Annotated in this window: 11 protein-coding genes; 10 read left to right on the forward strand and 1 reads right to left on the reverse strand. The window is 59.0% G+C overall.

The window, feature by feature from the left end:
• Positions 1–3 precede the first annotated feature (3 nt).
• The 10 genes from accC (at position 4) to NK667_RS24080 (ending at position 13,580) form a co-directional block, all read left to right on the forward strand.
• Positions 4–1,359 carry an acetyl-CoA carboxylase biotin carboxylase subunit gene (accC, locus tag NK667_RS24035; RefSeq protein WP_054044025.1) on the forward strand — a complete coding sequence of 452 codons (1,356 nt, stop codon included), beginning with the start codon at positions 4–6 and terminating at the stop codon, positions 1,357–1,359.
• A gap of 157 nt (positions 1,360–1,516) precedes the next feature.
• Positions 1,517–3,052, forward strand: coding sequence for a Fic family protein (locus NK667_RS24040; protein WP_054616348.1), 1,536 nt, complete (start codon positions 1,517–1,519; stop codon positions 3,050–3,052).
• A 218-nt stretch (positions 3,053–3,270) separates the two neighbouring features.
• The gene (gene prmA / locus NK667_RS24045; protein ID WP_054616349.1) at positions 3,271–4,149 is read left to right on the forward strand and encodes a 50S ribosomal protein L11 methyltransferase; all 879 of its coding nucleotides are present in this window, start codon (positions 3,271–3,273) and stop codon (positions 4,147–4,149) included.
• Between the two features lie 30 nt (positions 4,150–4,179).
• A complete protein-coding gene (locus NK667_RS24050) occupies positions 4,180–5,394 on the forward strand; it encodes a DUF3426 domain-containing protein (RefSeq protein WP_054616350.1) in 1,215 nt (404 codons plus the stop codon).
• Positions 5,395–5,579: 185 nt separating this feature from the next.
• A complete protein-coding gene (dusB, locus tag NK667_RS24055; protein ID WP_008153758.1) occupies positions 5,580–6,590 on the forward strand; it encodes a tRNA dihydrouridine synthase DusB in 1,011 nt (336 codons plus the stop codon).
• The gene (gene fis / locus NK667_RS24060) at positions 6,587–6,907 is read left to right on the forward strand and encodes a DNA-binding transcriptional regulator Fis (RefSeq protein ID WP_007907419.1); all 321 of its coding nucleotides are present in this window, start codon (positions 6,587–6,589) and stop codon (positions 6,905–6,907) included. Before dusB ends, fis begins: the two co-directional genes overlap by 4 nt.
• 81 nt (positions 6,908–6,988) lie before the next feature.
• A complete protein-coding gene (purH, locus tag NK667_RS24065; RefSeq protein ID WP_054044029.1) occupies positions 6,989–8,596 on the forward strand; it encodes a bifunctional phosphoribosylaminoimidazolecarboxamide formyltransferase/IMP cyclohydrolase in 1,608 nt (535 codons plus the stop codon).
• Between the two features lie 149 nt (positions 8,597–8,745).
• The gene (gene purD, locus NK667_RS24070) at positions 8,746–10,041 is read left to right on the forward strand and encodes a phosphoribosylamine--glycine ligase (protein ID WP_054044030.1); all 1,296 of its coding nucleotides are present in this window, start codon (positions 8,746–8,748) and stop codon (positions 10,039–10,041) included.
• A 99-nt stretch (positions 10,042–10,140) separates the two neighbouring features.
• The gene (locus NK667_RS24075; RefSeq protein WP_054044031.1) at positions 10,141–12,918 is read left to right on the forward strand and encodes a hybrid sensor histidine kinase/response regulator; all 2,778 of its coding nucleotides are present in this window, start codon (positions 10,141–10,143) and stop codon (positions 12,916–12,918) included.
• Positions 12,919–12,983: 65 nt separating this feature from the next.
• The gene (locus NK667_RS24080; RefSeq protein WP_054044032.1) at positions 12,984–13,580 is read left to right on the forward strand and encodes a MarC family protein; all 597 of its coding nucleotides are present in this window, start codon (positions 12,984–12,986) and stop codon (positions 13,578–13,580) included.
• Between the two features lie 88 nt (positions 13,581–13,668).
• Here the strand turns inward: NK667_RS24080 and NK667_RS24085 are convergent, their stop codons facing one another.
• On the reverse strand, positions 13,669–20,739 hold the full coding sequence (locus NK667_RS24085; RefSeq protein WP_413786159.1) for a TcdA/TcdB pore-forming domain-containing protein: 7,071 nt from the start codon (positions 20,737–20,739) through the stop codon (positions 13,669–13,671).
• Positions 20,740–20,964: the final 225 nt, after the last annotated feature.

A 20,964-nucleotide genomic window follows, 5' to 3' on the forward strand; every position in this document is an offset into this window, starting at 1 on the left:
TTGATGACTGCGAAGTTGGAAAAAGTTCTGATCGCCAACCGCGGTGAGATCGCCCTGCGGATCCTGCGTGCCTGCAAAGAGATGGGCATCAAGACCGTCGCCGTTTATTCCACGGCTGACAAAGAGCTGATGCACCTGGGTCTGGCGGATGAATCCGTCTGCATTGGTCCGGCATCGGCTGCAAAGTCTTACCTGCATATTCCGGCAATCATCGCCGCTGCTGAAGTGACCGGCGCTACCGCCATTCACCCAGGCTACGGTTTCCTCGCGGAAAACGCCGATTTCGCCGAACAGGTCGAAAACTCCGGTTTCGCCTTCATTGGCCCGAAAGCCGACACCATTCGCCTGATGGGCGACAAGGTATCGGCCAAGCACGCCATGATCGCTGCCGGCGTACCGACCGTTCCAGGTTCCGACGGCCCGCTGCCGGAAGACGAAGAAACGGCCCTGCGCATCGGCCGTGAAGTCGGCTACCCGGTGATCATCAAGGCCGCTGGTGGCGGTGGTGGTCGCGGCATGCGCGTTGTGCATAAAGAAGAAGACCTGATCTCCTCGGCCAAACTGACCCGCTCCGAAGCTGGCGCGGCGTTCGGCAACCCGATGGTCTATCTGGAAAAATTCCTGACCAACCCACGTCACGTGGAAGTCCAGGTGCTTTCCGATGGCCAGGGTCACGCGATCCATCTGGGCGACCGCGATTGCTCGCTGCAACGTCGTCACCAGAAAGTTCTCGAAGAAGCGCCGGCACCGGGCATCGACGAGAAGGCTCGTGCTGAAGTCCTCGCTCGCTGCGTCAAGGCGTGCATCGACATCAACTACCGTGGCGCAGGTACTTTCGAGTTCCTGTACGAGAACGGCGCGTTCTATTTCATCGAAATGAACACCCGCGTTCAGGTTGAGCACCCGGTATCGGAAATGGTCACCGGCATCGACATCGTCAAGGAGATGCTCAGCATCGCCGCTGGCAACAAGCTGTCGTACACCCAGGAAGACGTTGTCATCCGCGGTCACGCACTTGAATGCCGGATCAACGCCGAAGACCCGAAAACCTTCATGCCAAGCCCAGGCACGGTCAAGCATTTCCACGCTCCAGGCGGCAACGGCGTTCGCGTCGATTCGCACCTGTACAGTGGCTATGCCGTTCCGCCGAACTACGATTCGTTGATCGGCAAGCTGATCACCTACGGCGCAACCCGTGACGAAGCCCTGGCGCGCATGCGCAATGCGCTGGACGAAATCGTTGTCGACGGGATCAAGACCAACATCCCGCTGCACCGCGACCTGGTCCGCGATGAAGGCTTCTGCAAAGGTGGAATCAACATCCACTACCTGGAACACAAGCTGGCCAACCAGCATTAAGATGTGATCCAGACCAACAAAGCCGCTTTCGAGCGGCTTTGTTGTTTCTGGAGGTTTCATCCACTCGTTGTGGGGCTTAACTGACAGGCATTGGCCGGTAAGGGCTGGCTATAATCGCCCTCTCATCAGCGCAACGCCGACGAACCAGAGCCCGCCTATGTCTCAAAAACTCCCGATCAATCTCAACGATTTGCTGCGCCAGCGAACAGTCGAGAGTGAGCGAATCGAATACAAAGCGGGCTGGAACCCTGACCCGATCATTCGCACGCTTTGCGCTTTCGCCAATGACTTTGAAAATCTGGGCGGCGGGTACGTGGTAATTGGGCAAGACTGCGATGCCAACGGCCAGCCGATCTTCCCTCCTTCGGGGCTTGCCGATCAGGTGCTCGACAAGATTCAGCTTGAATTACTGGCTGCATGCCAATCAATTCAACCCGCCTACTTTCCGGTGCTTAGCGTAGAAGAGATCGAGGGTCACAAGTTAATCGTGCTGTGGGCGCCGGGAGGGCAAAATCGCCCCTATAAAGCCCCTGCCGCAGTGACAGCCAGGCACCGCAGCTTGCACTGCTACATCCGTCGCTATAGCAGCACGGTGGAAGCCAAGGGAGAAATCGAACAGGAACTCCTGAGCCTTACCGCCAAGGTGCCTTTCGATGATCGATTCCACCAAGGCGCCCGTGTCAACGACCTGTCTAAACCGCTGATGAAAAACTTCCTGCAAGAGATCGGCAGCGCCCTTGCAGAAGACGCTGACAACCTGTCAATCGAGGCGTTAGGCCGACAAATGAACGTTGTAGGCGGCCCAACTGAATCACCGTGGCCCAAGAATGTAGGTCTGATGTTCTTCAGCGACACGCCCGAGCGATTCTTCGCCGGGACACAGATTGATGTGCTGTGGTTTCCAGAAGGAGCGGGTGGCGACCGTTTTGACGAAAAAATCTTTAAAGGGCCTGTCGCAACCATTACCCGCGAGGCCTTGGCCTACATTCAGCGCAATTATCTCCGTGAAACAGTGATCAAGCATTCAGATCGTGCCGAGGCCTCGCGAGTCTGGAACTTCCCTTTTCCGGCGGTTGAAGAGGCATTGGTCAACGCTGTGTATCACCGCTCCTATGAGGAGCGCGAACCCATCGAGGTTCGAATCAGCCAGGACGAGTTGGTGATTTTGAGCTTTCCAGGGCCTGATCGATCTATTCATCTGGAAGACTTGCGAGCCGGTCGCGCCGTGAGTCGTCGTTACCGCAACAGGAGAATCGGGGAGTTCTTGAAAGAACTGGACCTGACCGAAGGCCGCTCGACCGGCATCCCTAAAATCCTCAAGGTCATGGCTGCCAATGGCTCTCCCGCCCCTATATTTGAAACCGACGACGAGCGGATTTCCTATGTGGTGCGGCTGCAGGCACACCCTCAATCGCAGAGCACTGAAGCAATGACCATGGAAGTCACCATGGAAGTCACCATGGAAGTCGCTGCGCTTTTGCAAGTCATGGAAGGTGATATGAGTAGACAGGAACTACAAACCGCCATGAGCCTGAAAAACGCAGATCACTTCCGCAAGGCTTACATACTGCCGGCCATTGCTGCCGGAGCTCTTGAAATGACGCATCCAGGGCAACCCAACAGTCGGCTGCAACGCTATCGCCTGACGAGTAAAGGCTTGCAATGGCTCAAAGCCAATGACACTAAAATGTGATGCAGCCCTCTGTAGGAGCGAGGCTTGCCCGCGAAGAACGATGACGCACTCTACTTGATAGATCGCGTCGCCTGGTTCGCGGGCAAGCCTCGCTCCTACAAAGAGCACGTCGGCGCGGCATGCACCGGCCTTGTCGTCTTCTGACGCGCGCTCGCGTAAACTTGCGCGCTTCTCGCAGCCCGCTAGGCTGCAATCAATATTTTTCAAAGGTGCCCGCCATGCCTTGGCTGCAAGTCCGTCTCGCCATCAGCCCAGAACAAGCCGAAACCTACGAAGACGCTTTCCTTGAAGTGGGCGCCGTGTCGGTGACCTTCATGGACGCCGAAGATCAGCCGATCTTCGAGCCGGAACTCAACACCACGCCGCTGTGGTCCCATACACACCTGCTGGCCCTGTTCGAGGACGGCACCGAAGCCGCCAGCGTATTGGCCCACATGGAATTGCTGACCGGCGGCCCGCTGCCCGAGCATCACAGCGAAATCATCGAAGACCAGGACTGGGAACGCAGCTGGATGGATGGCTTCCAGCCGATGCGTTTTGGTGAGCGCCTGTGGATTGTGCCGAGCTGGCACGCCGCGCCTGAACCGGACGCGGTGAACCTGCTGCTCGACCCGGGCCTGGCGTTCGGCACCGGCACCCACCCGACTACCGCGCTGTGCCTGGAATGGCTCGACGGCCAGGACCTGAAGGACTGCAAGGTGCTGGACTTCGGTTGTGGCTCGGGGATTCTGGCCATCGCCGCCCTGCTGCTGGGCGCCAAGGAAGCCGTCGGCACTGACATCGACGTGCAAGCCCTGGAAGCCTCCCGCGATAACGCCGGGCGCAACAACATTGCCGAAGCGTTGTTCCCGCTGTACCTGCCGGAAGACCTGCCGCAGGTTCAGGCTGATGTGCTGGTCGCGAATATCCTCGCCGGCCCGCTGGTTTCATTGGCGCCGCAACTGTCCAGCCTGGTCAAGCCGGGCGGTCGCCTGGCGCTGTCGGGCATCCTTGCCGAGCAAGGTGAAGAAGTCGCCAAGGCCTACGCCCAGGACTTCGATCTGGACCCGATTGCCAATCGTGATGGCTGGGTGCGCATCACTGGCCGTCGGCGCTAGAATGAGCGCCTGCATAATCCGGATCGCCGCATGACCGACAGCTTCGTCACTCAGTGCCCGCATTGCCAAACCAGCTTCCGCGTCAGCCATGCTCAATTGAGCGTGGCCCGTGGAGTGGTTCGCTGTGGCTCCTGCCTGCAAGTGTTCAACGCCGCCAAGCAACTGCTTGAGCAGCGCGCCAGCCAGGACGCGGTCAAACCGGTCGCCCCGGCTGTCGTCGAGCCGCCGGTACGGGCCATCAGCCAAAAGCAGTGGTCTGCCACCGAGATGGATCTGGACAGCCTCGACCTGGATCAGGAACTCGCCCGGCTTGAACAGCGGGAAATCCAGCCGACCACGGAATTTGGCCGGCACCGCGAAAACGGCCTCAGCGCTCGCCGCGACTCTGTGGAACACGACGAAGAGCCTTGGTCCGACAGCCTCTTCAGCGAATCGGCGGCGGATCGCGCCCAAGCGGTCGAAGCCGACCAACGGAACACGCAGGCAGAATCGAGCAAGCACGCGCGCACTGAACCGTCGTTCTCGCTGGAACCGGTTGATCTGGACGACGAGCCGCATGTGCCGCAACTGCGGCTGAATGATCCGCTCGACATGCCCCTGCACCACGATCGCCTGTCGGCAACCGATGCACCTGACGATGACCTGCCCCCGGTCGCCCACCTGCGCAAGCGACACGAACGCAGCGAGTCGACGGAACGTGTCGATGCCTTGCAGGACCTGAGCGACGACCCGCTGCAACTCGATTGGCAAAAGCGCCGCTCACCCTGGGGCCGACGGTTTTTCTGGCTGGTGCTGATCCTGCTCGGTGCTGGCGCGCTGGTCGGTCAGTACGTCGCCTACCATTTCGAAGAACTGGCCCGCCAGGACCAATACCGTCCGTGGTTCCAGCAACTGTGCCCGCAAATCGGCTGCACGGTGCCCTCCAAGGTCGACATCGCCAAAGTAAAAAGCAGCAACCTGGTGGTGCGCAGCCATCCGGACTTCAGCGGCGCGCTGGTGGTGGATGCCATCATTTATAACCGCGCGGCCTTCTCCCAGCCTTTCCCATTGCTGGAACTGCGCTTTGCCGACCTCAATGGTCATCTGATCGCCAGTCGTCGCTTCAAACCCGGCGAGTACCTCAACGGCGACCTCGAAGGGATGGCAGAGATGCCACCCCAAACGCCGATCCACATCGCGCTGGATATCCTCGATCCAGGCCCCAAAGCGGTGAACTACAGCCTGAGCTTCCATTCGCCCGAGTGAAACGCTTCAGTGCTCCGGGATTGACGGCGGTTTTCTGACTTTGCCCGCCTGGACCAAACCGCTGGCGATAACAGAATAACTGTTCAGATTTTGTTCAATTCAGCCTTTATCCAGTCATCGAGAGCGGGTATCATGCCAACCCTTTTTCGAACTCTCATGATCCGGCCCCACAACAGGGAAGTCCTATGTCGGCGGTACGCATCGGTCCATATACATTGCACAACGGCTTGATCCTCGCCCCGATGGCGGGGGTCACCGACCAGCCCTTTCGTCAGCTGTGCAAGCGACTGGGCGCAGGACTTGTAGTCTCGGAAATGGTCACCAGCGACATGAGCTTGTGGAACACCCGCAAATCGCGGATGCGCATGATTCACGAAGGTGATCCCGAGCCACGCTCGGTACAGATCGCCGGTGGCGATGCGCAGATGCTGGCGGATGCGGCCCGGGCCAATGTCGAACTGGGCGCACAGATTATTGATATCAACATGGGCTGTCCGGCGAAAAAGGTCTGCAACAAGGCCGCCGGTTCCGCGCTGTTGAAAGATGAAGCACTGGTTACCGAGATCCTGCAGGCCGTAGTGGCTGCGGTTGATGTGCCGGTCACCCTGAAGATCCGCACGGGCTGGGACCGGGACAACAAGAACGGTCTGACCGTGGCGAAGATCGCCGAGCAGGCAGGCATCACGGCGTTGGCGGTCCATGGCCGCACCCGTGCCGACCTGTACACCGGCGAAGCCGAGTACGACACGATTGCCGCGATCAAGCAGGCGGTGTCGATTCCGGTCTTCGCCAATGGCGACATCGATTCACCCGAGAAGGCCCGGTACGTGCTCGACGCGACCGGTGCCGATGGCCTGTTGGTAGGCCGGGCTGCCCAGGGGCGGCCATGGATTTTTCGCGAGATCGACCATTTCCTGCGTACCGGCGAGAAACTCCCGGCGCTGGAACTGATCGAGGTGGAACGCATTCTGCTAGAGCATCTGGCTGCGCTGCACGTCTTCTATGGAGATGTCATGGGCGTACGCATTGCTCGAAAGCATGTGGGCTGGTATCTCGCAACCTTGCCGGGCGCCAGGGAGTTCCGCGCCCACTTCAATCGTTTGGAAGATACGGAAGCACAATGCGCCAACGTTCAGGGCTTCTTCGCCGAACGTTACAAGAGCCTGACAGGGGACGGAGACGAGGTGGCCGCATGACGATGATGACCGAGACTTTAGTGAGTGGAACAACACCCGTGAGCGACAACGTGAATTTGAAACAGCACCTCAATACGCCGAGCGAAGAAGGTCAGACCCTTCGCGGGAGTGTCGAGAAGGCGCTGCACAATTATTTCGCCCACCTTGAGGGCGCTGCCGTCACGGATGTGTACAACCTGGTGCTCTCCGAAGTCGAGGCTCCCCTGCTCGAGTGCGTGATGAACTACGTCAAGGGCAACCAGACCAAGGCCAGCGAGCTGCTCGGGCTGAACCGAGGCACGCTGCGCAAGAAACTCAAGCAGTACGATTTGCTGTAAGCATTCAATCAAACCAGAAAGGCGCCCGCGTAAAAACGGTCGCCTTTTTTGCTGACTCCTTTGCTTTTGATGGAAATTGAAATGACCGACCAGACTACCCGCCTGCCGATCCGCCGCGCCTTGATCAGCGTCTCCGACAAGACCGGGATCCTCGAATTCGCCAAGGAGCTTGAAGCCCTGGGTGTCGAGATCCTCTCCACCGGCGGGACGTTCAAGCTGCTGCGCGACAACGGCGTTGCCGCAGTGGAAGTCGCGGATTACACCGGTTTCGCGGAAATGATGGACGGTCGGGTCAAGACCCTGCACCCGAAAATCCACGGAGGGATCCTCGGTCGTCGCGGTATCGACGACGCGATCATGAACGAGCACGGCATCAAGCCGATCGACCTGGTTGCGGTCAACCTGTACCCGTTCGAAGCCACCATCAACAAGCCAGGCTGCGACCTGCCGACCGCCATCGAGAACATCGACATCGGCGGCCCGACCATGGTCCGCTCGGCGGCCAAAAACCATAAAGACGTGGCCATCGTGGTGAATGCCAGCGACTACGCCAATGTCCTGGAAAGCCTCAAGGCCGGCGGCCTGACCTACGCTCAGCGTTTCGACCTGATGCTCAAGGCCTTCGAACACACCGCTGCCTACGACGGCATGATCGCCAACTACATGGGCACCGTGAACCAGGCCGCTGAAACCCTCAGCACCGAAGGTCGCAGCGAGTTTCCGCGCACCTTCAACAGCCAGTTCGTCAAGGCTCAGGAAATGCGCTACGGCGAGAACCCGCACCAGAGCGCGGCGTTCTACGTGGAAGCCAAGCCGGCCGAAGTCGGTATCGCCACCGCGACCCAACTGCAAGGCAAAGAGCTGTCGTACAACAACGTGGCCGACACCGATGCTGCGCTGGAATGTGTGAAGAGCTTCGTCAAGCCAGCCTGCGTGATCGTCAAGCACGCCAACCCGTGCGGCGTTGCCGTCAGCCCGGACGCCGAAGGCGGCATCCGCCAGGCTTACGAACTGGCTTACGCCACCGACACCGAATCCGCATTCGGCGGCATCATCGCCTTCAACCGTGAACTGGATGCCGAGACCGCCAAGGCGATCGTCGAGCGTCAGTTCGTCGAAGTGATCATCGCCCCGTCCGTCAGCGAAGAAGCCCGCGCGATCGTTGCCGCCAAAGCCAACGTGCGTCTGCTGACCTGCGGCGAGTGGTCGGCTGACCGCGCCGCTGCCTGGGACTACAAACGCGTCAACGGCGGTTTGCTGGTACAGAGCCGCGACATCGGCATGATCGGCAGCGAAGACCTGAAAGTCGTGACCAAGCGTGCCCCGACCGAACAGGAAATCAACGACCTGATCTTCGCCTGGAAAGTCGCCAAGTACGTCAAATCCAACGCCATCGTCTACGCCAAGAACCGCCAGACCATCGGTGTCGGCGCCGGCCAGATGAGCCGCGTGAACTCCGCCCGCATCGCCGCGATCAAGGCTGAACACGCCGGTTTGCAGGTGGCAGGCTCGGTGATGGCTTCCGACGCGTTCTTCCCGTTCCGCGACGGCCTGGACAACGCAGCCAAGGTTGGCATCACCGCAGTGATCCAGCCAGGCGGCTCGATGCGTGATGCAGAAGTGATTGCCGCAGCTGATGAAGCCGGCATCGCCATGGTGTTCACCGGCATGCGCCACTTCCGTCACTGATACACCGCTCCCCCTGTAGGAGCTGCCGCAGGCTGCGATCTTTTGATCTTGATTCTAAAAAACAAAATCAAAAGATCGCAGCCTCGTTTCACTCGACAGCTCCTACGCGGGTTTGCAGCGCCACCCACAGTTTTTTGAGGTTTTTTGAAATGAATGTTTTGATCATTGGCAGCGGTGGCCGTGAACACGCCCTGGCCTGGAAAGTGGCTCAGGATCCGCGCGTGCAGAAGGTTTTCGTTGCTCCGGGCAACGCCGGCACCGCCATTGAAGCCAAGTGCGAGAACGTCGCCATCGACGTGCTGGCCCTTGAGCAACTGGCTGATTTCGCCGAGAAGAACGTTTCCCTGACCATCGTCGGTCCGGAAGTCCCACTGGTTGCCGGCGTTGTTGATCTGTTCCGCGCCCGTGGCCTGGATTGCTTCGGTCCGACCGCAGGCGCTGCCCAGCTGGAAGGTTCGAAAGCGTTCACCAAGGACTTCCTGGCACGCCACAAGATCCCGACCGCCGACTACCAGAACTTCACCGAGATCGAGCCGGCCCTGGCCTACCTGCGCGAAAAAGGCGCACCGATCGTGATCAAGGCCGACGGTCTGGCCGCCGGTAAAGGCGTTATCGTCGCCATGACCCTGGCTGAAGCCGAAGACGCCGTGCGCGACATGCTCGCCGGCAACGCTTTCGGCGACGCCGGTTCCCGCGTGGTGATAGAAGAATTCCTCGACGGCGAAGAAGCCAGCTTCATCGTGATGGTCGACGGCAAGAACGTACTGCCGATGGCCACCAGCCAGGACCACAAACGTGTTGGCGATGGCGACACCGGCCCGAACACCGGCGGCATGGGTGCCTACTCCCCTGCCCCAGTCGTGACCGCTGAAGTCCACAAGCGCGTCATGGACCTGGTGATCTGGCCGACCGTGCGCGGCATGGCCGATGAAGGCAACGTCTACACCGGCTTCCTCTATGCTGGCCTGATGATCGACAAAGCCGGTAACCCAAAAGTTATCGAGTTCAACTGCCGTTTCGGCGACCCTGAAACCCAACCGGTGATGCTGCGTTTGCAGTCGAGCCTGGTGTTGCTGGTTGAAGCGGCCCTGGCGCAAGCCCTGGACAAAGTTGAAGCGCAATGGGATCCACGTCCGAGCGTCGGCATCGTGCTCGCCGCTGGCGGCTATCCTGGCGACTACGCTAAAGGCGTGGCGATCAACGGTCTGGACGCAGCCGCGGCACTGGAAGGCAAAGTCTTCCACGCCGGCACTGCGCTCAAGGACGGTCAGGTTGTAACAGCCGGTGGTCGGGTGCTTTGCGCCACGGCCATGGGCGCCAGCGTTGATGCGGCACAGCAGCAGGCTTACAAGCTGGCGGCCAAGATCGACTGGGAAGGCAGCTTCTATCGCAAGGACATTGGCTACCGCGCCATTGCCCGCGAGCGTGGCGAAAATCAGGAATAAGGCATCCTTTCGGCCAGGCAAGGGCTTGATGCCCTTGCCGGACTATTCCGGCGCCGCGCATAGTTATATTCTGGCATCAACCTACGAAGGGATTTCGCCGTGCGCTGGCTCAGGATTGCCATAGGACTTACCGTCACTCTGTTGACCTTGCTCTGCATGCTCCCGGCCCAGGCCGCGCAAGGCAGTGGCTGGTCGGTATTGCTCGACGAACAGGGCGACCTGGCGTTGAGCGATATCCGCTCCGCACGCTTCATCAATCAATTCAGCCCCATCGAACTCGACCGCCTCACCGCAGCCGAGCCCGACGGTGCGTTATGGCTGCGTTTCAAGCTGGCACCCGGCAAACACGAACAATTGCTGCGGGTGTTCGCCCCCGACCTGTCGCACCTCAACCTGTATGTGCTGGACGGCGACACGCTGGTCGAGCAACTGAACACCGGCACCCAACAACCTCAAGTTGATCGGCCATTGCCCAGCAGCGACTTCATGTTGCCGCTGCCCCAAAGCGACAAAACCCTCGATGTCTACGTCCGGCTGGTTTCCGAGCACCAGTTGCGGCCGTATATCACCCTGCAATCAGCAGTGATGACTGCGGCCAACCAGAACCTCACGCTGATCTACGGCCTGCTGTTCGGCTGTCTCGCCATGCTGATCCTGCACAACATCGTGCGTTACGCCTATACGCGCTCGCGCAGCAGCCTGTGGCTCGCCGCGTGCGAACTCCTGCTGATGCTCAGCCTGATCCTGCTGTTGAACCTGGCCGGGCCGTGGCTGCCGAACTGGCATGCGATCCAGACGCCGGGCGCCTATCTCGCCCTGTTGCTGACCGCGCCGTGCGGCCTGATGTTCGCCTATCGTTTCTTTGCGCCGCTCGGCGCGCATCCGCTGAACAAACTGCTGATCGGGGACATTCTGTTCACCGTAGTCGCCGGCCTGCTGCTGTTGTTCGTCAACACCCTGCCGCTGAACATCATCACTTACGCTCTGGTCGCACTGGCGGGCCTGAGCATGTTGTTCGTCAGCGCCTTTCACTGGCAAAAAGGCTATCGCCCGGCCCGATTGTTCGTGGCGGCAATGGTGGTGTTCAACATCGGCGCGCTGATCATATTGCCTGCGCTGCTGGGGTTGACCCTTGTGGCGCCGCAAGGCCTGATCATTACGCTGTTGGCCTTCATCTGCATCAGTGGCTTGTTGATGAGCATCGCCTTGGGCGAACGTCAGCGCAGCATCACCGAAGACCGTTTCAGCGTCAGCCGCGACCTGGCCGCGAGCAATGCCGAGATCAACGCCAAGGCCGAATTCCTGGCCAAGATCAGCCACGAAATCCGCACGCCGATGAATGGCGTATTGGGCATGACTGAACTGCTGCTGGGCACGCCGCTGTCAGTCAAGCAACGCGACTACGTGCAAACCATCCACAGCGCCGGCAACGAATTGCTGACCCTGATCAACGAGATTCTCGACATCTCCAAGCTCGAGTCCGGGCAGATCGAACTGGACGACGTGCAGTTCGACCTCAATGCCCTGATCGAAGATTGCCTGAGTATCTTCCGCGCCAAGGCCGAGCAGCAGAACGTCGAACTGATCAGTTTTATCCAGCCGCAAGTGCCGCGCGTGATCAGCGGTGATCCGACCCGTCTGCGCCAGACCCTGCTGAGCCTGCTGGAAAATGCCCTGAAGAAAACCGACGAGGGCGAGATCCTGATCGTCGTCGCCCTAGACGACCGCAGTGCCAAACCGCGCCTGCGCATCGCCGTGCAGGACAGCGGCGTGCCGATGGAAGCCGAGGAGCGCGATGCGCTGATGCACGCCGAACTGCACAGCAAGCATTTCCTCTCGGCGACTCGCCTGGGTGGCAACCTGGGGCTGGTGATCGCCCGGCAACTGATTCGCCTGATGCAAGGGGAATTCGGGATCAAGAGCGGCACCAACCAGGGCAGCACTCTGTGGCTGACCTTGCCACTGGACCCGGACCGCCTCGAACACCCGACTTCCGATCTCGACAGCCCGTTGCAAGGCGCTCGCGTGCTGGTGGTGGACGACAACGACACTTGCCGCAAAGTGCTGGTGCAACAGTGCAGCGCCTGGGGCCTGAACGTCAGCGCCGTACCGTCCGGCAAGGAAGCCCTGGCCCTGCTGCGCACCAAGGCGCATCTACGCGATTACTTCGACGTGGTCCTGCTGGACCAGAACATGCCCGGCATGACCGGCATGCAACTGGCGGCCAAGATCAAGGAAGACCCGAGCCTCAATCACGACATCCTGCTGATCATGCTCACGGGCATCAGCAATGCGCCGAGCAAGATCATTGCCCGCAACTCGGGGATCAAGCGCATCCTCGCCAAACCGGTGGCCGGCTACACCCTCAAGACCACCCTGGCGGACGAACTGAACCAGCGCAACAAAGGCCTGGCCGTGTCGCATCACCTGCCGGTCGGCCCCACCCTGCCGGTCAAGGTGCCGAGCGATTTCCGCATCCTGGTGGCCGAAGACAACAGCATCTCGACCAAAGTCATTCGCGGCATGCTGGGCAAGCTCAACCTGCAACCGGACACCGCCAGCAATGGCGAAGAAGCGTTGCAGGCGATGAAAGCCCAGCGCTATGACCTGGTGCTGATGGACTGCGAAATGCCGATCCTCGACGGTTTCTCCGCGACCCAGCAATTGCGCGCGTGGGAAGTCGGCAACCAGCGGATTCGTACGCCGGTGGTGGCATTGACCGCACACATCCTCGCCGAGCATAAAGAGCGCGCACGCCAGGCCGGCATGGACGGGCACATGGCCAAACCGGTCGAGTTGTCGCAGTTGCGCGAACTGATCGAACACTGGGTTGCCCAGCGTGATCAACAGAACCGAGCGGCGGCGCAAACGTCCTGAGCCGACAGACGCAGTAGCGCCTGATAGACTCCCCCTCGACTTCCCCCGCCAGTGAGCTAGCACCCATGCTCCACGTGTTGTTCAGCGTTTACCTGAAGATGCTGGTGCTCTACAGCCCGTTCTTCGTTTTGTCCTGTTTCATCAGCCTGACCCGCGGTTATTCGCGCAAGGAACAACGCCGCCTTGCCTGGAAAGTGGCGGTCGCGACACTGGTATCCAGTGTCTTGCTGTACCTGTTCGGGCGAGTGATTTTCAGCGTGTTCGGGATCACCGTGGACGCGTTCCGCATCGGTGCCGGCAGCGTGTTGTTCATCTCGGCGCTAGGCATGGCCCAGGGCAAATCGGCGGTGCAGACCGACAACGTGCAGCAGGACGTCACCATCGTGCCGCTGACCATTCCCCTGACGGTTGGCCCCGGCACCATCGGTGCGCTGCTGGTGATGGGTGTGAGCCAGCCGCACTGGGATGACAAGCTCACGGCGATTCTCAGTATTGCCCTGGCCAGTTTTACGGTGGGGGTAGTGCTGTATTTATCGAACCGGATCGAGCGGATTCTCGGCGACCAGGGTTTGCAGATTGTCAGCCGGTTGATGGGGCTGTTCGTCTGCGCACTCGCGGCGCAGATTATCTTTACCGGGGTGAAGGGCTATCTGGTGCCCTGACACCGGAAAACACAGGGCCGCCGGTTGAAAAACCCGCGGCCCTGTTGTTTCTGGCGCTTGAGGTAGCGCCGACTGTTGCTCGCCGCAATCAGCTCATGACAGGTTCATCCTGCGCAATGTCCTTGAACAGCACACTCCCCGCCGCCCCCGGTTTCGCCACCAGCGCATTGACCAGATCCGACACCGCCGTCGAACGATAACCGTCGATGGCAACGACCGCATGACCACGCAGCGTGACGTCCTTCGCATAGGCTTCACGCCAGATCAGGCTATGGCACGTGACAGGATCGAGCATCACCAGGTGTTCATCTACCAGGCTGACGATCAATTGCTCCGGCGAGTCCAGCGTCCAGTCCAGCCTGACCAGTGGCGCCGGTTTGCCCAAGGGCGGTCGGCAATCGACGATTACCGATTCCAGCCGACGCCAGGCCGCCAGTGACAATTGGCACTTGGCGCCGGCATGGCCCAGACGCAGGATCAAGGTACTGACATCGTCGGGAATCAATGGCAGCACATCATCGAGTCTCTGGTTGCTTTCGACCGTCAGCGTGTCTACATCGCGTTGCACGTAGGCCAGTGGCCCCACCGTTTCAGCGAGCGGATAGCGGCGCAAAAAGCCGTCGGCCGCATCGAACAACAAGACGTTGGTATGTCGCTGAGTGCCCAATGCAACGGATGACTCGGGGCGCGGCACTTTGGCCGCCTCGATCAAACGCCCGCTACTGCTGACAAACCACTGTTGGCGCACAGGATGAGCCACGTTGAGCAACGGGGCGCAACGCTGCGTGCTGCTCACCAGCGCCTTGAGATGTTCGACCAAGGCATCGGCGTGTTCGTGCACCCACTGGCTGTCGACGCCAGTGATCAACGCCGTTTCCTGATGGTTCAGTTCCATTTGAATGCCTTCCACGGTCGTGGCCAACAGGCCGGCACCACGGCGCGACACTTCACTGAATGCCCACGGACTCCACAGCCGTTGTGGTGCTGGCAGTGCATCAGCGACTAATAATCGAGTACTGTCGCCAAAGGCTTTCGGCAGTTGTTCGTCGTCGATAAACGCTTGGCGACAAATCTCTCCACTCGCGACGTCGAACAACCAGGCCGCCGTGTTATCCGGAATTGCACCGAGCAATCGCACTTCCTTGCCGTGCCCCGGATTGGCCAACAACAGGCGACCTTCGAGGTACCAGGCGCACAAGCGCGCATCACCGCGAGCATTGTTCAAACCGATGAGAGCCAGCGTAGTGAAAGGCACCTCGGCCACCACCGCAGGCAACTGCGACCACCATTGCGGTCGATCCTTGAACCAGACCTCCGTTACTCCTCCCAGCTGCAACTCGCCCAGCGGCGATATCTGATAAAACAACCCCTCGTCGGTCAGAGCCAGACAACCTTCTTGTGCCACCACGACGCTCTTGAGTCCCTTGAGCGTCTTCCACTCGACTGACAGCTTGACCTGTGCATCGACGATGGAACGGCGCTGCACGCACAGGCGCGAGCTGCCACGTTTGTACACAACAAACACATCTCCCTCCTTACCAGCCGGCGCCAGCAGGCTGGATTGGTTCTGCTCCTTGTCCGAATCCTTCCAGCCACGAAGGTGATGTCGCGCAGGCAGCGGCCGAATAATCAAGCCATCGCTACTGCGCACCCAACTCATATCAGAGCGGCCGTCCTCCGGCTTCCATTGAATCGAAACGAAAGCTCCCAATTGCCAGACCAACGTTTTAAAGCGCTGCTTCGAGGGCACGACGGGCCACGCGGTGTAATCTCCCAACAGCGGCTTCCAGTCAGACAGTGTCGGCGCCTGTCCGAGCACGTCTTCCAGTGTGGTTTCCAGACCGCGAGTCAGCGTATTGAGGAACACGCCGTCATCAGTGAGCAAATATTCCAGGACGTAGCTTTGATTGCCATCGATCAGTTCCTGGACAACCTTGACCCCGCCCGGCACCGCCGAACATTGTGTGACGGCGAACTCGCCACGCTTGAGCATCAACCGATAGCGGTGAGTGATCAGGCCACTGACCACATCGGTCCTGATCACCTCGGCACTTTGCGGGTGATAGAAATACGCAGAGCCCTCCACCACCGCGCCCAACAGCGGATCCTCGGGCACAATGACGTCGTCGTCCTGGATGTACAGGAAACGGTCCTCGGCCGAATCGTAGTAGGCGGTGGTGTGGCGTTCTTCCTTGGCGTCATCGAACGGGATAAGGAAATTGTGTACCGGCGTGTACGGCTGCTCCAGTCGATGCTCCCGGGCCAATGCCTTGAAGTGCGATTGCAATGTCTGGGTATCAGTACCCGGCAGTGCATCCACTTCCAGCGGGATCAACACTTGTTGACGATGGTCGACCAGAAAACGGTTGTTACCGGCCAAATGCAACGTGATATCGAACACCGCTTCGCCGCGATAGGTGATGTTGACCCCACCGACTCTCAAGGCCCCGCCATTCAGAAACTGTACGTCGCTCTCCTGCGCCCAGGTTGCCAGCAGCGTCCACTGCTGTGCCTTCAGGTTCGACGACGTGAGTCGAACATCCACGCCCTGGTTAAGCATCAGCGTGCAAGGCGCATCGCTGGCTTCGATCTCATAAGCGATCCGGCCATGCCAGCTTTTGAGCAGCGTCGGCACCACCAGCGTGCGCGGCACATCGTCAAGCCGGACATGGATCACCGATGTGGTGTGAGGCCGGTAGTACGGGTAAATATTCTGCAGAATGTATTCGCCCGGGAACGAATAGAACGTGAACAGAAACTGCCACTGCCCATCCGGCTTCTTTGTCTCCAGACGGCGAGCGACATCGAAACCCTGGTCATGCCGCCAGGAAGAGAACGGCAGTGTGTGGTAGTCATAGCCGTAATGTGTTCGAGGTGTGCACGGCAGGATAATCACCTCGCCAACCGCCGGGCGGAATGTGCCCGAGCCGGGCAGCTCGAGGCTTTGACGCAGGTTGATCGCGCGGTCGTAATCCACATCGTAATCCGGAACGCCGAAATGATCGCGCAACGGGAACAGGCGCTGACTGTCGTAAGTCACCACGCCGCTGCGCAGGTCCAGGCTCTGGACCACCAGTTTTGGGTGCGCCTGCCAGGCGTTCTGCTGCGGGCTCCAACTGAAGGGAGCACCGCGATACGCCTGATCCAGCTCATGAAAAAACAGCCCGACCTGCTTGGACCGTTCGGCCACCATGGCAAAGCCCTGGGCCAATGCGCCGACACCGACAGCGAGCCCGCCGACGATTACCGACGCCCCACCGAAAAACGCCGCCACCGTGGCAGCCGACGCCAGACCGGCGCCCATGCCCGCAGCGCCGAGCACCAGACTGGCCCAGTCGAAGGCCAATTGGGTACCAAACCGGGCGACATCCACTTCGTTGTCTGCCTGGCTCAACTGGTAAACATCGAACCCCACGTTAACCATGCCCAACACCGTGCCGACGCCTTCACCGGCCACATGCCCGAGCGCTTCGCCGGCCACCGTGGAACTGGTCTGCGCGATCAAGCGCTCCTGGGCCAAGCCCTGACGCACCAGACTGACAACGCCCACCATATCGATCACCAGACCATGGACGATCTGCGCGTAGTTCACATAAGCGTGCAGACGCACCGCCAACGTCAGGCTTCGATCATCTCCTTCGCGGCCACGTAACGCATTCATCAACGCCTGGATCGCAAACCCGGCGTTGAGGGTGTGGACCGCGCCAACGCTGGTCGGATCGAGCGCATTGACCCGGCGCGCGGTCAGTTTTTCGAAGAGTTCGGTGAGGTGATTCTTGATGCGCAGGAAGCGCTGATCGTCGGTGACAACGCGCACCAGTTGCTCGGGGATACCGGGCTTTTCGGGTTTGATCAGGCTCAGTTGATAGTCGCCCCGGGGAGTGATTTCCAGGGTTTCAAACAATGGGATAAAGTCGGCAGTCAGCTGGTTTTTGGCTTGCAAATCATGGCTGGCCTGCGTGATTTGTTGGCCCCACCAATGACTGTCCAGCTCCATCAGGCTTTTGCCCAGTCGCGAAGTGCTTACCAGCGACTGCCCCCGGACGCTGGTCAAGCGTTTTCGGCCACCGGCAGCATCCAACTCTTTCAATGTGCCAGGTAACAGCACGTCTTCGACGCGCACTTCCGAGGACAGCTCCCATTGCGCAATCTGATCGCTTTGCACTTCGACCAGATCAAACGTCAGTTGGCCGCGCTCGTGGTAGGCGCTGTAATAATCGGCCATGCCCATTTGCCCGAAAAAGTTCTGCAGGTCGCTGAGCATGCCCTCGGGGTGCGCAAAATCGAAAACGCCGAGGTTCGGATCGTAAAAGTGGTAAGTACTGCGATCGCCGACCCAGGTTTTGGCCACCAGCATGGCGTGGTTGTCGGAGTTGAGCATTAGCGTGCTGGTTGATGTCCGGGCCTTCAGCAAATCCACCACTTGCTGCAGGTTGACTCGCGGCGGAGTGCCAACCTCAGCCACCTCCGCACCGTGCAACGCGTCGATGGCGCGCACAAAGCTTTTCGAGCTGCTGTCCTCAGGCTCCACGACGCTCACGAAGAAACGCTCGCGCAGCATGGCGACCGCTTCGTCTCCTTTGGCGAGCGCCGCTGCCATGACGAGTACCAAGGGATAGCACCGCCGACCGATGGTGTCGCCGAAGCCATCGAACAACAGGTCCTGAGGGACAAAACGGGCGTTCGCCTCGCGAAAACTGCCCTTCAGTTCACCGGAGCGTTCGGCAAGCCGTTCACGGAATTCGGATTTTGCCACTTGCTGGATTCGCGCCACTTGTTGGCCCCACTGACGCAGGCTCAAGGGTTTTTCCATGGCGTTTTTCTTTAACGGCAGAGCACTCTCGGCGTGGCCCATCGGAGCGTCGATCGGGCTGGACAACCCCGCCATGAATTCAGTTGCCTTGTACTTGAACAGTTGCTCTTCAATGACCGCGTAACGTCCCGCGATGCCGTTATCATTGATCTTTCTGGCCAGGGTTTCGAGTTCACCCGCCACCGCTTCGAAGCTACGATTGTCGAGCGACTCGAGCCCCAGCAGGGGACCGAGAAACAGGCGTTGGGCGGCACTCAATTGCTCCGTCAGCAAGGAACCGCTGGCCAGGCGCTCAAGCACCTCGGTGATAGAAAGATCTCGGGTCCTGGCGTCACTGGTCACCGCCGGCGGGAATACCCTGACATCTTGAGCGATGATGGCCTGGCGATCGTCAAACCCCAGCGGCAACAACTTGTTGAACGTCACGCTGGCATCACTGCCCTGACTCATCGCCTTCACAAACGGCTCGCCGAGGTGATCAAGCAAGCGCTGGAGAATACTGGTCGAGAGTACATGCCGACCTTCGATCAGCGGCCAGCCTGCGTCGAACTCGATGGTTTGGTGTTTGAGCAGTTCTGTCATGTTTCCTGCGAAACGAGCCTTGAACAGGCCGTTCTTCCACTTTTTCTGTTCGCTGGTACCCCACTCATCCCATAAGACGATCGGCTCCTTCCAGCTGTGATCCTGTTCTTCTTCAGTGAAATAATTGAAGCCTTTCAACAGCGCCGCCTGTTGACGGAACTGTCTAGCGTCATCAGGGGTAAGGTTTGCCCTCTCATAAAGGCTCATGCCCGCAAACATGGCATCGGGGCCGGTAAGAAAAATCGTTCCATCAGCACCGGGTAAAACGCCATCCTCCATGTACCGTCCAAGCGCAGCGGCGCGTTTGTCGCCCCTCCAGAACTCCTCAACGTCACTCAACAGCAGCGGATCTTCTTTGCTCTCGAAGAACTCAATAGCCCCGCCCATCCATCTCTCATCGTTAATGGAGACACCTTGAGCTTCCATCAGGGAGGCAAATTCATCCTTCGCCTCGTACATGAATCGCACACGGTCCATTACCGCTTGAACGACCCCAGATTGTGGATGAGCCATAAGAAATGAGTTGTTCAATGCGAGATTTTCGACAAAAGCCGTGCGCAACGCATCACCGGCGACAGACCAATTTCCAGGGCTGGCAAAGATATCCTTGATAGACGGCCGGCTATTGGCGAATTGCTCCAGCGCGGGCACCAACTCAGCGGGGATATATTGTGTGTAGCTTTTATATTTCCCCGCGATCTTCGATCGCCCCGGCATCAGCTCCGGGTTACGCTCAAGTATCATTTGCAAGACACCCAGGTTGGCATTCACGCCAACAATCTTCTTTGTTGCTACCTCTCCCAGTCTCTCCACAAATGGAGGTAAATAATCAGCGTCGCTATAAATACCTGCCTCGCTGTGCATGACCTCATAACGCACGACGTCCGAGGCTGCCGCAAGATTGCCGCGAAGACCAATTTCTCGCTCATAGATATCGAATAACTGGAAGGACTCCGACAGCGGGCGAATATCGACAAGTTGCAGTTGGTCATCGGCCAGCGCCTGTAGACTTTCAACATTTCGCTGCCTGAGCGCCCTAAGGGATCTTTCGTCTTGTGCATAACCCCGAACCAGCAAGTCAATTCGTGCCTCATCAGCGCCGACGTTCGAACGGGTAATGTGATTGAACAATTGCTCTTTCGAGACGACTACCCGCTCCTTATACAAATCACCTAATGCAAAAGCGGAAGTTTCCGCGGTCTCCCCACCCGCTATCATTGCGTCGGCCTTGGCAGCTTCTACCACAATACGATTGGTCTCATACGCCAGCAGGGCATCACTGTCATACCACAGCTTGAACTCGTAGCCTTCGGTCGCCAATACTTGTTTCCAAACATTGATGTAGTCGCGCTGGATGTCCCCAATGCCACCGCCGAGCCAGACAAAGTGCATTTTTTTCGGCACGGGCGACATGCTCTTTTTCATTAGCGCAGCGCTGCTATTGGCACGAGTGGCGTATTCCCTGACCTTATCGTGTACTTCAAATACATCCTCCGCCGCGCGGCCAGGGGACAATGGCTCGTCGGTTTCTCGGCGTCGCCGTACAGCGGGGAGAATTGACTCCAACGCGTCATCCAGCAACGCCAGCGGACGAAGCAGGCTTTGGTCATCCTGCGCGTCGAGGCAGCCCTGATAATAACGAAGGATGCCAGCGTACTGATCAGATTTCTTATACGGCGCGAGTACACGCTCCAATTCGGCACGACTTAGAAGATTGGCAATGCCAACATACTCACCACCATTAACAACTTCCTGCAGACTCATAGTTAAACATCCATATTTAACAAAATATATCCATCAAGCACAGCCGAACAAAAAGCAAAAATGCTCAGCTGCACGACATTTTTAAAAAGCCAATCAGACAGTAATATATTAACCAACACCCGCCTGGCGCGATGACTGAACGCCAAACTATCGACTTACACCAAACTTTTCAAATCGCAAAGATATTCAATTAATGTCTACACAACTTGAAACTCAAGCACCGGC

It is taken from the genome of Pseudomonas nunensis, from assembly GCF_024296925.1.
Taxonomy (GTDB): domain Bacteria; phylum Pseudomonadota; class Gammaproteobacteria; order Pseudomonadales; family Pseudomonadaceae; genus Aquipseudomonas; species Aquipseudomonas nunensis.